Consider the following 17260-nt stretch of genomic DNA (forward strand, 5'->3'; position numbering starts at 1 on the left):
CATCGTGCTTTGTTAATTGAGTATCAGAATTCTGTTAAATGAGAGCGAACTATCATTAAGGGCAGAGATGAACGATAGCAACGGCTTGTTTCACATTATTGAATCCACTTTCAGCCAGCTCACGCCGAGCGAAAAGCGTATTGGCAGTTGGCTGTTAAGCCATCGGGAGCATATCCCGTTTGAGACCGCCGACAGCATTGCGCAGGCCACCGGCACCAGCGGGATAACCGTAGGCCGCTATCTGCGCAAGCTGGGCTATCGCAATCTCGATGACGTGAAGCACAGCCTGAAAGAGCCCGCATCAACGCCCTATCGCCAGTGGGGAGTGATTGACCGGCTTGACTCCTGGTCACAGCAGCAGACGCAGCCGGATCGCGCTAGCCTGTCGTTGCAGATGGAGCTGGATGCCATTCGCTATGTCTACCAACTGGCGCAGGAACCGACCTTCGCCCGCGTCAGTCAACGCATCGCCGAGGCCGACGCGGTTATCATCATTGGCATTCAGTCGACTCGCGGCATCGCCAACACGTTCTTCAGCCATCTGGAATACCTGCGCCCGCGCGTGACCTACGCCGACGGCAGCTCTGGTAGCTGGCTGGAATCATTGAATTCTGAATACCAGCACCCCTATGTGGTGCTGACCGATACCCGCGCTTACTCCGTCGCCGCGCGCCAGTTTTGCCGGGTCGCCTGCGAACGCGGAGTTGCCACCGCGCTGGTCACCGATATCTGGTGCCCGTGGGCGCGCGACTATCCGGTTGATTTACTACAGGTGAAAACCGATACCGGCCACTTCTGGGATTCGCTGGCGCCGATCGGTTGTCTTTTTAATCTGCTGCTCTCCGCGGTGGTGGAACGGCTGGGGCCGAGCCTCTCCAGCCGCCTTGCCGCGAACCGCGCGCTGCAGCAGGAATTTGGTCAGTTTGAACGTTAAGGAAATTTTCGATGAGCCATCTTTCCCTGGTGGATATCGCCGCGCGTTTTCCCACGCTGCCTGTCGACCTGAAATACGCCACCGCCGATAACATTACCGGCCAACCGATTTATCGCGAAGCCCGCTGCCTGCTGCACCCCGATGCGGCCGTCGCGCTGGAGAAATCCATCGCCATCGCTGCGCTTGCGGGCTATCGCCTGCTGGTGCTTGACGCCTATCGTCCACAGCGCGCCCAGCAGCTGCTATGGAATGCCTGCCCGAACCAGGATTACGTCGTGCCGGCCGATATCGGTTCCAACCACAGCCGCGGCACCGCCATCGATGTAACGCTACTCGATGACCACAACAACCTACTCGACATGGGCACCGCCTTTGACGAAATGGACGATCGCTCGCATCCCTACCACCCGGCGGTGGCGCAGGAGGCGCAGCGTAATCGCCTGTTACTGAACGCCATTATGTTCGGCGGCGGCTTTAAAGGCATTACCACGGAATGGTGGCACTTCGAACTACCGGGCGCGGCCGATTATCCGCTACTCGACGATGTTTTCGCCTGTTTCTCCCCCGCTCAGATTGACGGAGTTTCACCATGAACATGACTCGCCCAGCATCCTTAGGTTTTCGCCCGTTACTGTTAGCCGCCGCGCTCTGCGCCGCCATCCCTTCCGCCTTTGCCGCGGTGCCGAAAGATATGCTGGTGATCGGCAAAGCCGCTGACCCGCAAACGCTCGACCCGGCCGTCACCATCGATAACAATGACTGGACGGTGACCTACCCGGCCTATCAGCGGCTGGTCAAATACAAAACCAATAATGGTAAAGGTTCCACCGATGTCGAAGGGGATCTCGCCGAAAACTGGCAGGCCTCCGACGACGGCAAAACCTGGACCTTCGCCCTGCGCAAAGGCGCGCAGTTTGACGACGGCTCGCCGGTGACGGCAGAGGCGGTCAAACTCTCTTTTGAACGCCTGATGCGTATTAAACAGGGGCCATCGGAGGCGTTTCCCAGCGGGCTGAAGGTAGATGTCGTCGATCCGGCCACCGTTCGTTTCACGCTGCCGGAATCTTTCGCGCCGTTCCTGCATACCCTCGCCAATGACGGCGCCTCCATCATTAACCCGGCGGTGCTGAAAGCCAACGCCGCCGATGACGCCCGCGCCTATCTGGCCGAGCACACCGCGGGCTCCGGCGCGTATAGCCTGCAGCGCTGGCAGAAAGGCCAACAGTTGGTGCTGGTGCCCAACCCGCACTTCAGCGGCAATAAGCCGGCCTTTAAGCGCGTCACGGTGAAAATCATCGGCGAAAGCGCCGCCCGTCGTCTGCAGTTGACTAAAGGCGACCTGGATATCGCCGACGCCCTGCCGGTCGATCAGTTTGCGGCGTTGAAGAAAGAGGACAAGGTGGCGGTCTACGACTACCCGGCACTGCGCGTCACCTACCTGTATCTCAACAACAGCAAAGCGCCGATGAACCAGGCGGATCTGCGCCGCGCGGTGTCGTGGGCAACGGACTATAAAGGCATGGTCGACGGCATTCTCGGCGGTAACGGTAAGCAGATGCGAGGGCCGATCCCCGATGGCATGTGGGGCTACGACGCCAGCGCCATGCAGTATTCATTAGATCTCGACAAAGCCAAAGCGGCGCTGGATAAGGTGGCGGATAAGCCGAAAACGCTGACGTTCCTCTACTCCGATAACGATCCGAACTGGGAGCCGATTGCGCTCTCCACCCAGGCCAATCTGCAGGCGCTGGGTATCCAGGTCAAGCTGGAGAAACTGGCCAACGCCACCATGCGCGAGCGCGTGGGTAAAGGTGATTACGACATCGCGATCGGTAACTGGAGCCCGGACTTCGCCGACCCCTATATGTTTATGAACTACTGGTTCGAGTCGGACAAAAAAGGGCTGCCGGGAAACCGCGCGTTCTACGACAACCCGCAGGTTGATGCGTTGTTGAAACAGGCGGTTGCCACCACCGATCAGGCGGCGCGAACCAAAGATTATCAGCAGGCGCAAAAGACCGTCATTGATGACGCCGCCTACGTCTATCTGTTCCAGAAAAACTATCAGGTCGCCATGAACAAAGAGGTGAAAGGCTTCGTTTTCAACCCGATGCTTGAGCAGATTTACAATATCGCCGACATGCACAAGTAGCGGGCCGTCTCTCCATCTTGTCTGGTCGGGCCGTCACAGGCCCGGCCGAGGAGCGTCATCATGAGTTTCTGGGGTTTAATACGACAGCGCTGTTGGGGGCTGATATTAGTCGTCGCCGGCGTCTGCGTGATTACGTTTATTATTTCGCACCTGATTCCCGGCGACCCGGCGCGGCTGCTGGCGGGCGATCGCGCCAGCGATGAAATCGTCCGCCATATTCGCCAGCAGCTGGGGCTGGATTTACCGCTCTGGCAGCAATTTGCCCGCTACGTTAACGCCCTGCTCCACGGCGATCTCGGCACCTCGATTCGCACCGGCCGCCCGGTACTGGAAGATTTAAAAACCTTCTTCCCGGCGACGCTGGAGCTGGCCTTTTGCGCGCTGCTGATTGCCCTGCTGGTTGGCATCCCGCTCGGCGTGCTGTCGGCGGTATACCGCAATCGCTGGACCGATCACCTGGTGCGCCTGATGGCGCTGACCGGCATCTCGACTCCGGCATTCTGGCTCGGTCTCGGAGTAATCGTCTTGTTTTACGGCAAGCTCGACTGGCTGCCCGGCAGCGGCAGGCTCGATGACTGGTTCGATCCGCCCACCCGCGTCAGCGGTTTTTATCTGCTGGATTCACTGCTGGAAGGCAATGTCGAGGTCTTCTTCAATGCCCTGCAGCACCTCATTTTACCGGCAGCCACCCTTGCCTTCGTTCATCTTGGCATCGTCGCCCGGCAGATCCGCTCGGCGATGCTCGAGCAGCTCAATGAGGACTACATTCGTACCGCGCTGGCCAGCGGCCTGCCGAAATTCACCATTGTGGTGCGCTATGCGCTACCCAACGCGCTGATCCCCTCTATCACCGTGCTCGGGCTGGCGCTGGGCGATCTGCTGTACGGCGCGGTGCTCACGGAGACGGTGTTCGCCTGGCCGGGGATGGGCGCCTACGTGGTGTCTTCGATTCAGGCGCTCGATTTCCCCGCCGTGATGGGCTTCGCCATCGTGGTCTCCTTTGCTTACGTACTGGTCAACCTGGTAGTCGACCTGCTCTATTTATGGATCGACCCGCGCATGGGTCGGGGAGAAAGCTAAGTGATGATGACTCAGGAACAACCGCTTCCACGGCCAAAGGCTGAAAAAAGCGGCCACTGGAAGCGTCGTTGGTGGTTGATCCGCCAGAGCCCGCTAACGCTGATTGGCGCGGCGATCATGTTGGTTATGCTGTTTTTAATGATCTTCTCGCCGTGGCTGACGCCGCACGATCCTAACGCCATTAATCTTGCCGCGCGTCTGCAGGCGCCGTCGTTCGCTCACTGGTTTGGTACCGACGAGGTTGGCCGCGATCTGTTCAGCCGCGTGCTGATCGGCAGCCAGCAGTCGGTGGCCGCCGGGCTGGCGGTGGTATTGATCGCCGGGATCAGCGGTTCGCTGCTGGGCTGCCTCTCCGGGGTATTGGGCGGGCGCAGCGACGCGCTAATTATGCGCTTGATGGACATTATGCTGTCGATTCCGTCGCTGGTGCTGACCATGGCGCTGGCGGCGGCGTTAGGCCCGAGCCTGTTCAACGCGATGCTGGCGATCGCCATCGTGCGTATTCCATTTTACGTGCGACTGGCCCGCGGCCAGACGCTGGTCGTGCGTCAGCATACTTTCGTCGAGGCCTCGGTGACGTTTGGCGCCTCGCGCTGGCATCTGATCAGCTGGCATATTCTGCGTAACGCCCTGCCGCCGCTGGTGGTGCAGGCCTCGCTGGATATCGGCAGCGCGATCCTGATGGCCGCCACGCTCGGTTTTATTGGCCTCGGCGCCCAGCAGCCTACCGCGGAATGGGGCGCGATGGTCGCTAACGGTCGCAACTACGTGCTCGATCAGTGGTGGTACTGCGCCTTCCCCGGGGCGGCGATCCTGATCACCGCCGTCGGCTTTAACCTGTTTGGCGATGGCATCCAGGATCTGCTGGATCCCAAGGCCGGAGGGCGCAACTAATGGAAAATAGGGTCTTAACTATCGATAACGTTCGCCTGAGTTTCCCGGTCTATCAGGGCCAGGTCAACGTGCTGAATAATATCTCGCTGCACATCGATCGCGGCGAAATCGTCGGCGTGGTGGGCGAGTCGGGTTCCGGTAAATCGGTGACCGCGATGCTGGCGATGCGTCTGCTCTCCGCCGGCAGCTATCATATTCATAGCGGCGCTATCACCCTGATGGGCCACGATATGCTCACCCTGACGGAAAAAACGCTACGCGATATTCGCGGCAGCAAGGTCGCGATGATTTTTCAGGAGCCGATGACCGCGCTTAACCCCACCCGACGCATCGGTAAGCAGATGGTAGACGTCATCCGCCAGCACCGTCCCATGTCGCTGCGTGAGGCGCGCGCCCGCGCCGTCGAGTTGCTGGCGGATATGCAAATCGCCGACCCGCAAAGCGTGCTCAAGCGCTATCCTTTCGAACTCTCCGGCGGCATGCGCCAGCGGGTGATGATCGCTATCGCCTTTTCTTGCGAGCCCGACCTGCTGATTGCCGACGAACCGACCACCGCGCTGGACGTCACCGTGCAGCGTCAGGTGTTGCGCCTGCTGAAGCAAAAGGCCCAGGCGACCGGCACGGCGGTGCTGTTTATCAGCCACGATATGGCGGTGGTTTCTCAGGTGTGCGATCGGCTGTACGTCATGTACGCCGGCGCGGTCATTGAAAGCGGCAAAACCGCAGAGGTGCTGCAACATCCCCAGCATCCCTACTCTATCGGTCTGTTAAACAGCGCCCCCGATAATGGCGAACCGCGCGCGCCGCTACGTTCTATCCCCGGCACCGTGCCGAATCTGGCGCGTCTTCCCGCCGGCTGCGCCTTCCGCGAACGCTGCTTCGCCGCGGGTGAAGCCTGCGGTATTACCCCTACGCTGCAGGCTCATGATAACGCCGCCGACAGACAGGCTGCCTGCTGGTATCCGCAACGGGAGAATGCCCATGTCTGAGACGCTATTAACCCTCAATGATGTGCACCTGACGTTCGCCGCGCAGAAAAACTGGCGCGGGAAAGTCATCGAACGCGTCTATGCGCTAAATGGGCTGGATATGACGGCCAGACGCGGCGAAACCTTAGGGATCGTGGGCGAATCCGGCTGTGGGAAAAGCACCCTGGCGAAGCTGCTGATGGGCATGCTAAAGCCCTCTTCCGGCCACTTCACCCGCGCGCCGGCGCGCGGCGAAAACCAGAGTGGACGCATGCAGATGGTGTTTCAGGATCCGCTCTCGTCGCTGGATCCGCGGCTACCGGTCTGGCGCACCATCACCGAACCGGTGTGGATCCAGTCGCGCATGCCTGAAAAGGCGCGTCGCGATCTCGCCGAGCAGCTGGCGCTACAGGTGGGGATCCGTAGCGAATATCTCGATCGGCTGCCGCACGCTTTTTCCGGCGGCCAGCGCCAGCGTATCGCCATCGCCCGCGCGCTCTCGTCGCAGCCGGAGATTATCGTGCTCGATGAGCCGACTTCGGCGCTGGACATCTCAGTGCAGGCGCAGATCCTTAATCTGCTGGTCGAACTGCAGCAGCGGCAGAATCTCACCTACGTGCTGATTTCGCATAACGTCTCGGTGATACGTCATATGAGCGATCGGGTGGCGGTGATGTATCTCGGGCAAATCGTTGAAATGGGCGAGGCGCGGCAGGTGCTGGATAATCCTGCGCATCCTTATACCCGGCTATTGATGGAGTCGGTACCGCGTATCGGCTCACCGTTAGGCGAAGGCGTGCGCAATACCGAACTACCGGGCAACCGCCGGCTGCCGACGGGCTGCTACTTTCGGGAACGCTGTCCTTACGCCAGCCAGGGCTGCGAACGGCCTCAGCCGCTGGAGGCGCAAGCGAATGGCGCGCAGGTCCGCTGCTGGAAAGCGCAAACAATAAGATGAGACCGGACGCCGCCCGGCGCTACTGTTATCGGTTTGCAACGGTTTTGTGTACGGAAAACATGTGCTTTGTGTTAATTCAGAGCACATTGCGCTCCCGATATTTCTTCTGCGTTATGGCTCTCATGGCGCAGGGAGCGCACAGAGGGCGGCCAGTCGCCGCCGCCCTCTGTACTCCCGGGCTCTGGCCGCCAAAATCGCCACTTCGTGGTACCTTCGACTTATCCCTGCAGGCTCCGGGTCGGGCCGAGGCTGCGTCCCTGCAAGTCACGGCCCTCAGCCCGCATCCATGCGGGCTGCCCCGGCCTTCCGGGAACGTCTCAGCGATTTTGAGGCCACCAACACCGGCAGTTTCAGCCAGCATGGTGAATAAATTAAAGGCAGGCCGCACAGACCGTAGGCCGGATAAGGCGAAGCCGCCATCCGGCGCAAAAGCGGCGCCTTATCCGCGGATATTGCCCGGCGGCGCTGCGCTTGCGCGGGCCTACAGATCCAGTGCAATGAGTGGCCCAGTGCCATAGGTAGCCCGGGGAAGGCGCTTACGCCGCCCCCGGGTCAGCCGTTATAAATGAATCAGAACAGCCCCAACGGCGCAGTGCCGTAGCTCACCAGCAGGTTTTTGGTCTGTTGATAGGCTTCCAGCGCCATCTTGTGGGTTTCCCGCCCGACGCCGGACTGCTTATAGCCGCCAAACGCGGCATGCGCCGGGTAAACGTGATAGCAGTTAGTCCACACTCGTCCGGCCTTGATGCCGCGCCCCATGCGGTACGCCAGGTTGGTATCCCGCGTCCATACCCCGGCCCCTAAACCAAACTGCGTCTGGTTAGCAATCGCCAGCGCCTCAGCCTCGTCCTTAAAGGTGGTCACGCCGATGACCGGGCCAAAGATCTCCTCCTGGAAGCTGCGCATCTCGTTGTGCCCTTTAATCAGCGTCGGCTGAATATAGAAGCCGCTATCCAGCTCGGCGGTAATGCTCGCGCGATCGCCGCCGGTGAGGATCTGCCCGCCTTCATCACGAGCGATCTTGATATACGACAGGATCTTATCGAACTGCTGGCGTGATGCCTGAGCGCCGATCATCGTTTCGGTATCAAACGGATCGCCGCGACGGATCTGCATCACTTTCGCCATTACCCGCTCCATAAACGGCTCGTAGATCGATTCGTGGATCAACGCGCGCGATGGACAGGTACAAACTTCCCCCTGATTGAAGAAGCCCAGTACCAGCCCTTCCACCGCCTTCTCGATGAACTCCTCCTCACCATCCATTACGTCGGCGAAATAGATATTCGGCGATTTGCCGCCCAGCTCAACGGTACAGGGAATAATATTCTCCGCCGCGCAGGCCATAATATGACGGCCCACCGGCGTCGAACCGGTAAAGGCAATTTTGGCGATCCGCTTGCTGGTGGCTAGCGCTTCGCCGGCCTCTTTGCCAAAGCCCTGTACCACGTTCAACACCCCAGCCGGGAACAGATCGCCGATGATTTCCATCAGCAAAGTAATACTTAGCGGCGTCTGCTCCGCCGGTTTTAAGACCACGCAGTTACCTGCCGCCAGCGCGGGCGCCAGTTTCCATGCCGCCATCAGCAGCGGGAAGTTCCACGGAATAATTTGCCCGACCACGCCCAACGGTTCGTGGAAATGATAAGCCACGGTGGTATCATCAATTTCGGCGGTACTACCTTCCTGCGCGCGCAGACAACCGGCGAAATAACGGAAATGATCGACCGCCAGCGGCAGGTCGGCGTTCAGGGTTTCACGGATCGGTTTACCGTTATCCCAGCTCTCCGCAACCGCCAGATACTCCAGATTCTCCTGAATGCGGTCGGCAACCTGCAGCAGAAGATGGGAACGCTGCTGTACCGAGGTTCGCCCCCAGGCGTCCGCCGCCCGGTGTGCCGCATCAAGGGCAAAATCAATATCTTTGGCGTCGGAGCGGGGAAACTGCGCAATGTTGCTCCCATCGACGGGAGAAGTATTCATGAAATATTCGCCGCTTAACGGCTCGACGAATTTACCATCTATGAAGTTGCCGTAGGCCGATTTGAATGAAACCAAAGCGCCCGGTTTGCCAGGATGAACATAACGCATAGCAATCTCCTTCTGTAGGGTTAAGGCGCAGCGGCGTGGTGTTTTTTGCTATTGTCCGCTGCACGCTTTCTCCTGTAGCAGGGGTTATGCCAACTTTATGCACTCCTAATAAACTTAATAATTTTCAAATAATTAAATATATCCCCTTGCCAATTCGCGTCCTCTTTGTCGCACAGGATCCCGCTTCTGTGTTGCGAATCGCAACATCAATAAAACCAAATAGCTACAATATTGCAACACAACCCAGCCGACCACGAGGTGCGCCGTGCAAGGAAATCCGTTCACTATCACCCCCGAGGCGCAGTCCAGCGCGCTGCTGAGCGACTCCTGGCAACGCAGCCAGCGCTACGGCCTGCAGCCAACGAGCGACGAGTTTCCGCGCCTGCGCGGCGGCGAACTGGCCGACGTGCTGGAAAGCAACCGCAGCCTACAGCGGCTGGCGCAACCGGTGGCGACGCCGCTGGCGCAACGTGCCGCCGGGCTGCAATCGGTAGTTATTCTTTCCGATGCCAGCGGGCTGGTGCTCCAAACCTTCGGCAATAGCGCGGCAATGAAAAAAGCGCAAAGCTTCGCGCTGGAGCCTGGCAATATCTGGAGCGAAAGCGGTCGCGGCACCAACGCTATCGGTACCGCGCTGGCGATTGACGACAGCTGCGAAGTCGAAGGCCGTCAACACTATTTAACCCGTAATCAGGATTTGTACTGCGCGGCGGTACCCCTACAAAGCCCCGATGGCCAGATTGCCGGGGCGCTGGATATTTCCGGCCCGGCGCATATCCCGCATCCCCACTCTCTGGCGTGGATTAAAGAGGCCGCCAAACAGATTGAATATCTGTGGGTGAAACAGAGCCTGCATCCGCAGCAGTGGTTAATGAGCCTGCACTCGCGGGTGCAGAAGCTCGATAGCGCCGAAGAGCTGCTGCTGGTCTTCTCCGATAACCTGCTGACCGCGGCCAATCGGCTGGCCATCCGCGAACTGGGCCTGCAGGCTGGACAGATAGGGCAAATGACCTTCCAGCAGTTGTTCCCCCGCCTGACGCAAACGGCGGTTAGCGTGCCGCTGCCGATGACCTTCCAGCAACGTGGCTACTACTACCGTCTGCGCGCGCCAACCCGCGCCAGCGTCGCCGTCCCCGCGCAACCAGCGCTCAACCTGCCGTTTTGCGCGTCCGGCGAAGGCGAGAAAATGGTCCGCTTACTCAACGCCGGTATCGCATTGTGTATCGAAGGGGAAACCGGCTGCGGTAAAGAGTTCCTCAGCCGTGAGTTGCATGCGCATAGCCGCTGGCGCAGCGGTAAATTCGTCGCCATCAACTGCGCGGCCATCCCCGAATCGCTGATTGAATCGGAGCTTTTCGGTTATCAGGCGGGGGCCTTTACCGGCGCGAATAAAAACGGCTATATCGGCAAAATTCGCGAAGCCGATGGCGGAGTGCTGTTCCTCGATGAAATCGGCGATATGCCGCTGGCTCTGCAAACCCGTCTGCTGCGGGTATTGCAGGAAAAAGAGGTCATGCCGCTGGGCGGGAATCGCAGCGCGCCGGTGAACTTCGCCTTGATTTGTGCCACCCACCGTCATCTCGCGCAGCGCGTCGCCGAAGGCGCGTTTCGCGAGGACCTGCTCTACCGCCTGCGCGAATACGCTTTTACCATCCCGCCGCTACGCCACTGGTCTGAACTCAAGCAGTTTATTCCTGCGCTGTGGCGCTCGCTTGGCGCGGCAGAACGCCATATCACGCTCTCCGATGCGCTGATTCATCAACTGACATTATGTCGTTGGCCGGGTAACGTGCGTCAGTTGCAAAGCCTGCTCAAAGTCCTGTTGGCGCTGGCGGACGATGGCGAATGCCTGGGCGTCGCGGCGCTGCCCGAGGAGTATCAAAGCGCGCAGCAAACCAGCGCTCCAGGCGGGCTTCAACAACATGATGCAAAGCTGATTGCCGATACGCTGGCCCGCTTTAACGGCAATGTGAGTAAAGCGGCGCAGGCGTTAGGCGTCGCGCGCAGCACGCTGTATCGACGGGCCGCGCGCGTACAAAGGAAGTGACTACGGCGTAAAGCGCGCCGGCAGCCAGGAAAAGAGACGGCGACTCAGCGCTTCGCACAGCGCCACCAGCGTCTGCCCCAGCCGTTGCCAGATCACTTTTGCCACGCAGAGGCCCAGTGCTGAAATCAGCGCCGCGCCCAGCATATCCAGCGGGAAATGGACGCCGAGAAAAATACGCGCCCACGCTACCGGTAGCGCCGCCGCCAGCACCAGCAGCCCCATGCCGCGCAGGCGTAATGACAGCAGCGCGAAGGCGGCGCTGAACATTACGGTGCCGTGATCGCTTGGGAAAGAGTTATCCGCCGGGTGGCTTATCCAGGTATGGCCCAGCGGCATCATAAACGGCCGCGGATGGAACCACAGCGTTCCACAGGCAAACCCCAGCCCTAACGCTATCAAAATCGTCATGGCGCAAAACAGCGCCTGTCGATGCCCCTGCCGACCGCCAAGGAACCATAATCCCAGCAATATCGCCGGGACTAAAAGGATAATCCAGCTGGCGGAGAATCGCGCCAGCAGCAATAGGCTGTCCGGCGTACCAGGCCCGGCATTCAGCGAGAGGAAGGCGCTCTGGTTAAACGTTTCTAACAGGTTCATGGCGAGTTCTCGTCACAGTCATCATACTGTCATTATCGCCAGAATACCTTAAGCCCGGATTAACCTGACGCTGAAGAATCCTCCTGGTTTTTACCACCGGCTAACTGCTGCGGCAGCCGCGCCAGCAGTTCATCTACCATTACGCGAATTTTCTGCGGCACCCATGCCGCTTCCGGCCAGACGGCGCTGATCGCAAAGCTGCCGCTGACCGACGACGGCAATATTTGCTGGAGTTCTCCCCGCGCTAGTTCGTCGGCCACCAGCCAATCCGGCAGCCAGGCGATTCCCAGCCCGCTTTTTGCCGCCGCGGCGATGGCGGCGAAATCATCCATTGCCAGTCCGGGCTGAGGGCGAAACGCGAGCGCCGCTCCCTGCGCATCGCGCAAATGCCATTTCTGCATCTGCCCGGCGTAGAGATAGCCAATAGTAAGATGCTCGTGCAGTTCTTCCGGCGTCTGCGGCGCTGGCCGATGTCGTAGATATAACGGCGATGCGCAAAGAATCATGCCGTGCTGGCCTAAACGCCGGGCCTTAAGAAAGCTGGAGTCGCTCAACGCGCCGATACGTATCGCCATATCGAACCCTTCTTCAAACAGATTGACCTGGCGGTCGCTAAACGACAGCTCGAGCTTAAGCTCAGGATAACGTTGGCTAAGAGGAAACAATATCGGCGCCACGCAGCGCTGGCCAAACAGCACCGGCAGGCTGATTCGCAGCCGCCCTTGCACCTGGGTTTTCCCGCGCTGAATTTCATTTTCCGCATCCCGCAGGTTATCCAGCGCCCGGCGGGATTGCAGATAAAAGACCTCGCCTTCTTCGGTCAACGCCTGCCGACGCGTGGTGCGCTGAAACAGCGCGACGCCGAGCCGCTGCTCCAGCCGGGAAATGGTCTTGCCGACGGCGGAGCGCGTCACGCTCAGCTTCTCAGCGGCTTGCGCAAAGTTGCCGCACTCGACGACGGCGACAAATACCGGGATCGCATTTAAATCACTGCGCATTGATTGGTTCCCGAGTGGATACAATGATAAAAAATAATGTCACTACTGGAGAAAAAAAGACAGTGTTACCCTGCGGACCATCAACTTTATAAGGAGTCCGTCATGAGTAACGTATTGATTTTAAAATCCAGCATCAACGGTCCGGCGTCGCTAACCAACCAGCTAATAGATGAATATATGCAGACCCGCCGCGAGGCCGGTCATCAGGATTCGGTCGTCGAACACGATCTGACCACCCTCGCCTTGCCGAAACTCGACGGCGCGCTGTTTGCCGCGCTGCGCGGCGCGCAAGACTCGCGTCCGGCGATTCAGCAAGGGGTTGCCCTCTCTGATTCACTCATCGCCGAGTTAAAGGCCAGCGATCTGCTGGTGATCGGCGCGCCGATGTATAACCTCAACGTGCCAACCGATCTCAAAAACTGGTTCGATCTGGTGGCGCGAGCGCGGGAAACCTTCCGCTATACCGAGACCTGGCCGCAGGGGTTGGTTGAAGGCGTGCGTGCGGTGGTTATTAGTTCGCGCGGCGGCGTCCATGACGGGCAACCCAGCGATGCGGTCACCCCTTACCTGCGCGCGGTGCTGGGATTGATGGGGATTAGTGACGTTGAATTTATCTATGCCGAAGGGATGGATATTCGCCCGCACGGCCGTGATGCAGGTATCGCCCACGCCCGCCAGCATATTGCCAGGGCCGCTCAGCTGGCGTGATATCCGCTGCTTCTGCGGGCTGGTAAAGGGTCAGTTTTTATTTTAGAATAATCTAAATTTAGAAAAGACTAAAATAAAATGACCACAGCACAACAACTGCAGGCCAGCGCCGGGGAAGCCGCTGTCCTGCTGAAAGCGATGAGTAATCCCCACCGGCTACTGATTCTGTGCATGCTTTGCGAAGCCCCGCGTACAACCGCGGGAGACCTGGCGCAAATCACCGGCCTGAGCCCTTCCGCCACCTCTCAGCATCTCGCGCGGATGCGCGATGAGGGGCTTATCGACAGCGAACGCGACGCCCAGCGCCTGCGCTATTTCATTACCCATCCCGCCGTTCAGCAGGTTATCGCCACGCTGAAAACCATTTACTGCCCGTAAGGAGTCCTTATGACTATCGCCACCGTTACAGCCAACGAAGCCCAGGCGCTTATCGCCCAGGGCGCACGGCTGATTGATATCCGCGCTGCCGACGAATACGCTCGTGAGCATATTCCGGCGGCGACGCTGCTGCCATTAGAGCAACTGACTCACGGCGCGGCGCTCAATGCGCAGCCGGGAGAAACAATCATTTTTCACTGCCAGGCCGGCTCGCGCACGCAAAATAACGCCAGCCTTCTGGCCACCGCCGCCGCGCCCGCGCAGGTTAAGCTACTGGCTGGCGGTATTCAGGCATGGCGAGCGGCGGGTTTGCCGATAGTCGAAGATAAATCCCAGCCGCTGCCGCTAATGCGCCAGGTGCAAATCGCCGCCGGCGCGCTGATTTTGCTGGGAGTAGTGCTGGGATACGCCGTCAACAGCGGCTTTTTCTTGCTGAGCGGTTTCGTTGGCGCGGGGCTCACTTTCGCTGGCCTCACCGGTTTCTGCGGCATGGCGCGCCTGCTGGCGGTCATGCCGTGGAACCGACGTTAAAACGCCTGCCAGATGAGTAGCGCAATGCCGCCGAAAAGTAGCCATTTGACGATGTAGTAAACCGTTTTATTCCATTTTTTCAAACGCTTGCCGACAATGCGGATTTGATAAATGTAGCGGAAGCTGCGGTTAATCCCGCCGGTACGGTCGCCGATATCGTTCGGCGCGGCGGCGGCGCTCATTAAATTTCGCCCCAGCCAGTGGTTCACCTTCTGCGCCCAGCGGTAACGCATGGGCCGTTCGATATCGCAAAACAGAATCAGCCGGTTCTCACCGCTGGTATTTTCCGCATAGTGAATATAGGTTTCGTCAAATAGCACGCCTTCGCCATCGCGCCAGCTATAGCGTTCGCCGTCCACTTCAATAAAACAGCGATCGTCATTCGGCGTCGCCAGCCCAAGATGAAAACGCAGCGACCCGGCATAAGGGTCACGGTGGCGAGGCAAACGGCTACCATCAGGTAACGTGGCGAACATTGCCGCTTTAACCGAAGGAATGCCGCGCAGCAGTTCAGTCGTTTTTGGACATAGCTGGCTTGCGGAGGGATGCGCGTCTTCATACCATTTCAGGTAAAACCGTTTCCAACCGGTTTTAAAAAATGAGTTAAATCCGGCATCATTATATTTTTCCGCCGCTTTTATTTGCTCCAGACGCTGCAGATTAATCCCCTCTTCACGAATAACCAGCCAGTTCTTTTGTAATATCGCAAGTTCCGGAAACGTCTCCGGACGCAGAAACGGGGTATTCGGCACACGCGAAAAGAGGTACATAAACCCGTTAAGAGGAGCGGTAAAAGTTGAATGGTCGGAAAGCTGACGCCAGAAACGATAGCGAACTTTTCCGCGATAATGGACGTAGAGCACAGCAATTATAATAATAAGTAAAATGATATACTTCATATTCGCTTATCTGACCATGTTCTGTTTTGAATCATTCTGCGCCAGCAGTCTCAGTTTCACTCACCGCAGCGCCACAAAAACCATTAACAAAGATAATACATCTACCCATAAATTGTTTTAACAAAAAGCAGCACGATCGTTGAATCCGTCAGCATCGTTGAGCTATCGTTTAGGTTCTTAGTTGTTACCAATGCTCAGGAGAGACACCATGTTTACAACAGGCGATCTGGTACAACCGCGCGTCGGCGGGCCAAAATTGAAGGTAGTGGAAGTGAATGGCGATAGCCTGATCGTTGTTCAGGCGAGTAACGAGCAGGGTGAGAAATTTACTCTGAAAGCGGTTGATGTTACGCCTTATACCGAAGAAGGCGATTTCGGCGTTTGCTAAGCAAAACGGTGGGTTTCCCCACCGTTTAAACAATCTCTGTTTAGATCAGGAAGCTCTCAAGTGATTGCCCCTGCGCGACGGCCAAAGCGATCGGCTTGGGCATACGGCCCTGGCCAGTCCAGGTTTTTTCTGCGCCGGTATGATCGGTGTAACGATATTTAGCCGGGCGCGGCTGACGTTTTTTACTGCTTTTCGCCGGGGCCATTTCATGCAGCGCTAATTCATCAGGTGAAATACCGTCAGCAACCATTAATTCCAGCCAGGTATTAATTTTTTCCTGATATTCCGCCTGCTGCTGTTGCGTCTTCTGCTGCTCTTCACGTTTTTCTTCAGTGACGATCCTGAGTTTTTCCAGCATCTCTTCAAGCACGTCAGTGGAGAATTCACGCGCCATAGCACGCAGTGAGCGAATATTATTCAGTTTTTGTAACATAAAAGACATAAAGATCAAAAATCCCAAATCGAAAAAATAAAACAAGAATTACCTGGTCAGTTTAATAGATATGTATATTTATTTCCAGCCTTAGCTTATTCAAATAAATATGTACAGGATTACGCCTATGAACGCGCTGAAATTTATTGGTGGGCAATATCGAAATAGAACACAAACTCTGACTGGCGCGGATGAATAATGCATAGCGCGACATAATAATATTCATAATATTATATTTATAGCCACGTCAGTGAGTTATAAAATCATCGCCGGTAAAACAGGAACGCCAATGGCTTTACGATGATGAATGAAAATTCACATAATCCGAATAAAAACCATTTTTTACATACAGCAGTAAATGCTAATGAACCGGTATTTATACGGTAAATAACGCCAAAAGCGACAGCCATCACATAACGCATTCAGATACCCGCTTTATCCACCACACTTCTCCTGCCACGCCCGATCGCCATCTGACAAAGCGAAATCATATCTATTTGATATAAAACGAAATAATCAAACAAAGGAACAAAAGTAGCGCAAGTTAAACAAAACGCCAGCTCGCAGAGTGTTTTATCGACAAAAAGGCGATAAATAAAAATTTATAGCTAGTTGTCACTTACTATTCAGAGATATACTCTACACACATCAAAACAGGCAGCCCAAAACCGCTACACCATGCGCACTTTTCGGCGTTATTGACTTCATTTTTCGAGGAGCATACCGATGTTCTCTGCTCAATCCCGCTTGCGTCATGCGGTAGCAGACACCTTTGCAATGGTGGTCTACTGCACCGTTGTCAATATGATGATCGAAATTTTCCTCTCCGGAATGACTTTTGAGCAGTCGTTATCTTCACGACTGGTCGCGATCCCGGTCAACATTATTATTGCGGTGCCTTATGGCTTCTATCGCGACTTCGCTATGCGCCAGGCGCGCCGAATCAGCACCTCGGGATGGATGAAGAACATTGCTGATGTCGTCGCGTATGTGACTTTCCAGTCGCCGGTGTATGTATTAATTCTGCTGTCGGTAGGCGCAGACTGGCATCAAATTGCCGCCGCGGTCAGTTCAAACATTCTGGTATCAATGATGATGGGTGCAGTATACGGCTACTTTCTCGACTTCTGCCGCCGCCTGTTCCGCGTCAGCCCTTATCAGCAAGCTAAAGCCTGATCCTCATCTTTCGGCGACTGGCCGCTGC

At 57.3% G+C, this 17260-nt stretch carries 18 protein-coding genes; 13 read left to right on the forward strand and 5 right to left on the reverse strand.

Going from position 1 to position 17260, the window contains the following annotated elements:
* Positions 1-67: 67 nt before the first annotated feature.
* From PGS10_RS22470 to PGS10_RS22500, 7 genes are read left to right on the forward strand one after another with little or no spacing between them, the layout of a single operon-like run.
* Entirely contained in the window at positions 68-934 is an 867-nt protein-coding gene (locus PGS10_RS22470) for a MurR/RpiR family transcriptional regulator (RefSeq protein WP_316423527.1), read from the forward strand.
* An 11-nt stretch (positions 935-945) separates the two neighbouring features.
* Positions 946-1527, forward strand: coding sequence for a D-alanyl-D-alanine dipeptidase (gene ddpX, locus PGS10_RS22475; protein ID WP_047078452.1), 582 nt, complete (start codon positions 946-948; stop codon positions 1525-1527).
* A complete protein-coding gene (locus tag PGS10_RS22480) occupies positions 1524-3086 on the forward strand; it encodes an ABC transporter substrate-binding protein (RefSeq protein ID WP_316423529.1) in 1563 nt (520 codons plus the stop codon). Before ddpX ends, PGS10_RS22480 begins: the two co-directional genes overlap by 4 nt.
* Positions 3087-3146: 60 nt before the next feature.
* On the forward strand, positions 3147-4166 hold the full coding sequence (locus tag PGS10_RS22485; RefSeq protein ID WP_047078450.1) for an ABC transporter permease: 1020 nt from the start codon (positions 3147-3149) through the stop codon (positions 4164-4166).
* Positions 4167-5060, forward strand: a complete 894-nt coding sequence (gene ddpC / locus PGS10_RS22490; RefSeq protein ID WP_047044371.1) for a D,D-dipeptide ABC transporter permease — start codon at positions 4167-4169, stop codon at positions 5058-5060.
* Complete coding sequence (locus PGS10_RS22495) at positions 5060-6049, forward strand: ABC transporter ATP-binding protein (protein WP_047044369.1); 990 nt, start codon at positions 5060-5062, stop codon at positions 6047-6049. The genes ddpC and PGS10_RS22495 overlap by 1 nt, the downstream gene beginning before the upstream one ends.
* Entirely contained in the window at positions 6042-6986 is a 945-nt protein-coding gene (locus PGS10_RS22500; RefSeq protein WP_015370095.1) for an oligopeptide/dipeptide ABC transporter ATP-binding protein, read from the forward strand. The genes PGS10_RS22495 and PGS10_RS22500 overlap by 8 nt, the downstream gene beginning before the upstream one ends.
* A gap of 570 nt (positions 6987-7556) precedes the next feature.
* Here the strand turns inward: PGS10_RS22500 and exaC are convergent.
* Positions 7557-9077 (reverse strand): acetaldehyde dehydrogenase ExaC, encoded by a 1521-nt coding sequence (gene exaC, locus PGS10_RS22505; protein ID WP_045395180.1) that lies wholly within the window; start codon positions 9075-9077, stop codon positions 7557-7559.
* A 265-nt stretch (positions 9078-9342) separates the two neighbouring features.
* On the opposite strand from exaC, the gene PGS10_RS22510 reads away from it, so the two are divergent.
* Entirely contained in the window at positions 9343-11124 is a 1782-nt protein-coding gene (locus tag PGS10_RS22510; RefSeq protein WP_047078728.1) for a sigma-54-dependent Fis family transcriptional regulator, read from the forward strand.
* On the opposite strand, the gene PGS10_RS22515 is transcribed toward PGS10_RS22510, so the two are convergent.
* Together PGS10_RS22515 and PGS10_RS22520 are read right to left on the reverse strand one after the other, a co-directional pair.
* Entirely contained in the window at positions 11125-11721 is a 597-nt protein-coding gene (locus tag PGS10_RS22515; protein ID WP_047078727.1) for an undecaprenyl-diphosphatase, read from the reverse strand.
* 59 nt (positions 11722-11780) lie between these two features.
* Entirely contained in the window at positions 11781-12719 is a 939-nt protein-coding gene (locus PGS10_RS22520) for a LysR family transcriptional regulator (protein ID WP_047078726.1), read from the reverse strand.
* A 102-nt stretch (positions 12720-12821) separates the two neighbouring features.
* On the opposite strand from PGS10_RS22520, the gene PGS10_RS22525 reads away from it, so the two are divergent.
* The 3 genes from PGS10_RS22525 to PGS10_RS22535 all read left to right on the forward strand — a co-directional run bounded on the left by PGS10_RS22525 (position 12822) and on the right by PGS10_RS22535 (position 14336).
* A complete protein-coding gene (locus PGS10_RS22525) occupies positions 12822-13427 on the forward strand; it encodes an FMN-dependent NADH-azoreductase (protein ID WP_047078725.1) in 606 nt (201 codons plus the stop codon).
* Positions 13428-13505: 78 nt separating this feature from the next.
* The gene (locus tag PGS10_RS22530) at positions 13506-13805 is read left to right on the forward strand and encodes an ArsR/SmtB family transcription factor (protein WP_047044355.1); all 300 of its coding nucleotides are present in this window, start codon (positions 13506-13508) and stop codon (positions 13803-13805) included.
* Between the two features lie 9 nt (positions 13806-13814).
* Positions 13815-14336 (forward strand): rhodanese family protein, encoded by a 522-nt coding sequence (locus PGS10_RS22535; RefSeq protein ID WP_045395190.1) that lies wholly within the window; start codon positions 13815-13817, stop codon positions 14334-14336.
* Here PGS10_RS22535 and lpxO read toward each other — a convergent pair.
* Positions 14333-15235, reverse strand: coding sequence for a lipid A hydroxylase LpxO (lpxO, locus tag PGS10_RS22540; protein WP_045395192.1), 903 nt, complete (start codon positions 15233-15235; stop codon positions 14333-14335). The two genes, PGS10_RS22535 and lpxO, sit on opposite strands and share 4 nt — an antisense overlap.
* A 208-nt stretch (positions 15236-15443) precedes the next feature.
* Between lpxO and PGS10_RS22545 the strand changes: the two genes are divergently transcribed.
* Positions 15444-15623 carry a hypothetical protein gene (locus PGS10_RS22545; RefSeq protein WP_045395194.1) on the forward strand — a complete coding sequence of 60 codons (180 nt, stop codon included), beginning with the start codon at positions 15444-15446 and terminating at the stop codon, positions 15621-15623.
* 40 nt (positions 15624-15663) lie between these two features.
* On the opposite strand, the gene stpA is transcribed toward PGS10_RS22545, so the two are convergent.
* The gene (gene stpA, locus PGS10_RS22550; protein ID WP_045395232.1) at positions 15664-16065 is read right to left on the reverse strand and encodes a DNA-binding protein StpA; all 402 of its coding nucleotides are present in this window, start codon (positions 16063-16065) and stop codon (positions 15664-15666) included.
* Between the two features lie 717 nt (positions 16066-16782).
* Here stpA and alaE point away from each other — a divergent pair.
* Positions 16783-17232 (forward strand): L-alanine exporter AlaE, encoded by a 450-nt coding sequence (alaE, locus tag PGS10_RS22555; RefSeq protein ID WP_015370082.1) that lies wholly within the window; start codon positions 16783-16785, stop codon positions 17230-17232.
* Positions 17233-17260: the final 28 nt, after the last annotated feature.

It is taken from the genome of Klebsiella sp. 141153 (genome assembly GCF_032601995.1).
Taxonomy (GTDB): domain Bacteria; phylum Pseudomonadota; class Gammaproteobacteria; order Enterobacterales; family Enterobacteriaceae; genus Klebsiella; species Klebsiella aerogenes.

Coding starts and splice junctions, on each gene's coding strand:
- PGS10_RS22470 (WP_316423527.1), top strand. CDS start 68: ATGAACGATAGCAACGGCTTGTTTCACATTATTGAATCCACTTTCAGC.
- ddpX (WP_047078452.1), top strand. CDS start 946: ATGAGCCATCTTTCCCTGGTGGATATCGCCGCGCGTTTTCCCACGCTG.
- PGS10_RS22480 (WP_316423529.1), top strand. CDS start 1,524: ATGAACATGACTCGCCCAGCATCCTTAGGTTTTCGCCCGTTACTGTTA.
- PGS10_RS22485 (WP_047078450.1), top strand. CDS start 3,147: ATGAGTTTCTGGGGTTTAATACGACAGCGCTGTTGGGGGCTGATATTA.
- PGS10_RS22495 (WP_047044369.1), top strand. CDS start 5,060: ATGGAAAATAGGGTCTTAACTATCGATAACGTTCGCCTGAGTTTCCCG.
- PGS10_RS22500 (WP_015370095.1), top strand. CDS start 6,042: ATGTCTGAGACGCTATTAACCCTCAATGATGTGCACCTGACGTTCGCC.
- exaC (WP_045395180.1), bottom strand. CDS start 9,077: ATGCGTTATGTTCATCCTGGCAAACCGGGCGCTTTGGTTTCATTCAAA.
- PGS10_RS22515 (WP_047078727.1), bottom strand. CDS start 11,721: ATGAACCTGTTAGAAACGTTTAACCAGAGCGCCTTCCTCTCGCTGAAT.
- PGS10_RS22520 (WP_047078726.1), bottom strand. CDS start 12,719: ATGCGCAGTGATTTAAATGCGATCCCGGTATTTGTCGCCGTCGTCGAG.
- PGS10_RS22525 (WP_047078725.1), top strand. CDS start 12,822: ATGAGTAACGTATTGATTTTAAAATCCAGCATCAACGGTCCGGCGTCG.
- PGS10_RS22530 (WP_047044355.1), top strand. CDS start 13,506: ATGACCACAGCACAACAACTGCAGGCCAGCGCCGGGGAAGCCGCTGTC.
- PGS10_RS22535 (WP_045395190.1), top strand. CDS start 13,815: ATGACTATCGCCACCGTTACAGCCAACGAAGCCCAGGCGCTTATCGCC.
- lpxO (WP_045395192.1), bottom strand. CDS start 15,235: ATGAAGTATATCATTTTACTTATTATTATAATTGCTGTGCTCTACGTC.
- PGS10_RS22545 (WP_045395194.1), top strand. CDS start 15,444: ATGTTTACAACAGGCGATCTGGTACAACCGCGCGTCGGCGGGCCAAAA.
- stpA (WP_045395232.1), bottom strand. CDS start 16,065: ATGTCTTTTATGTTACAAAAACTGAATAATATTCGCTCACTGCGTGCT.
- alaE (WP_015370082.1), top strand. CDS start 16,783: ATGTTCTCTGCTCAATCCCGCTTGCGTCATGCGGTAGCAGACACCTTT.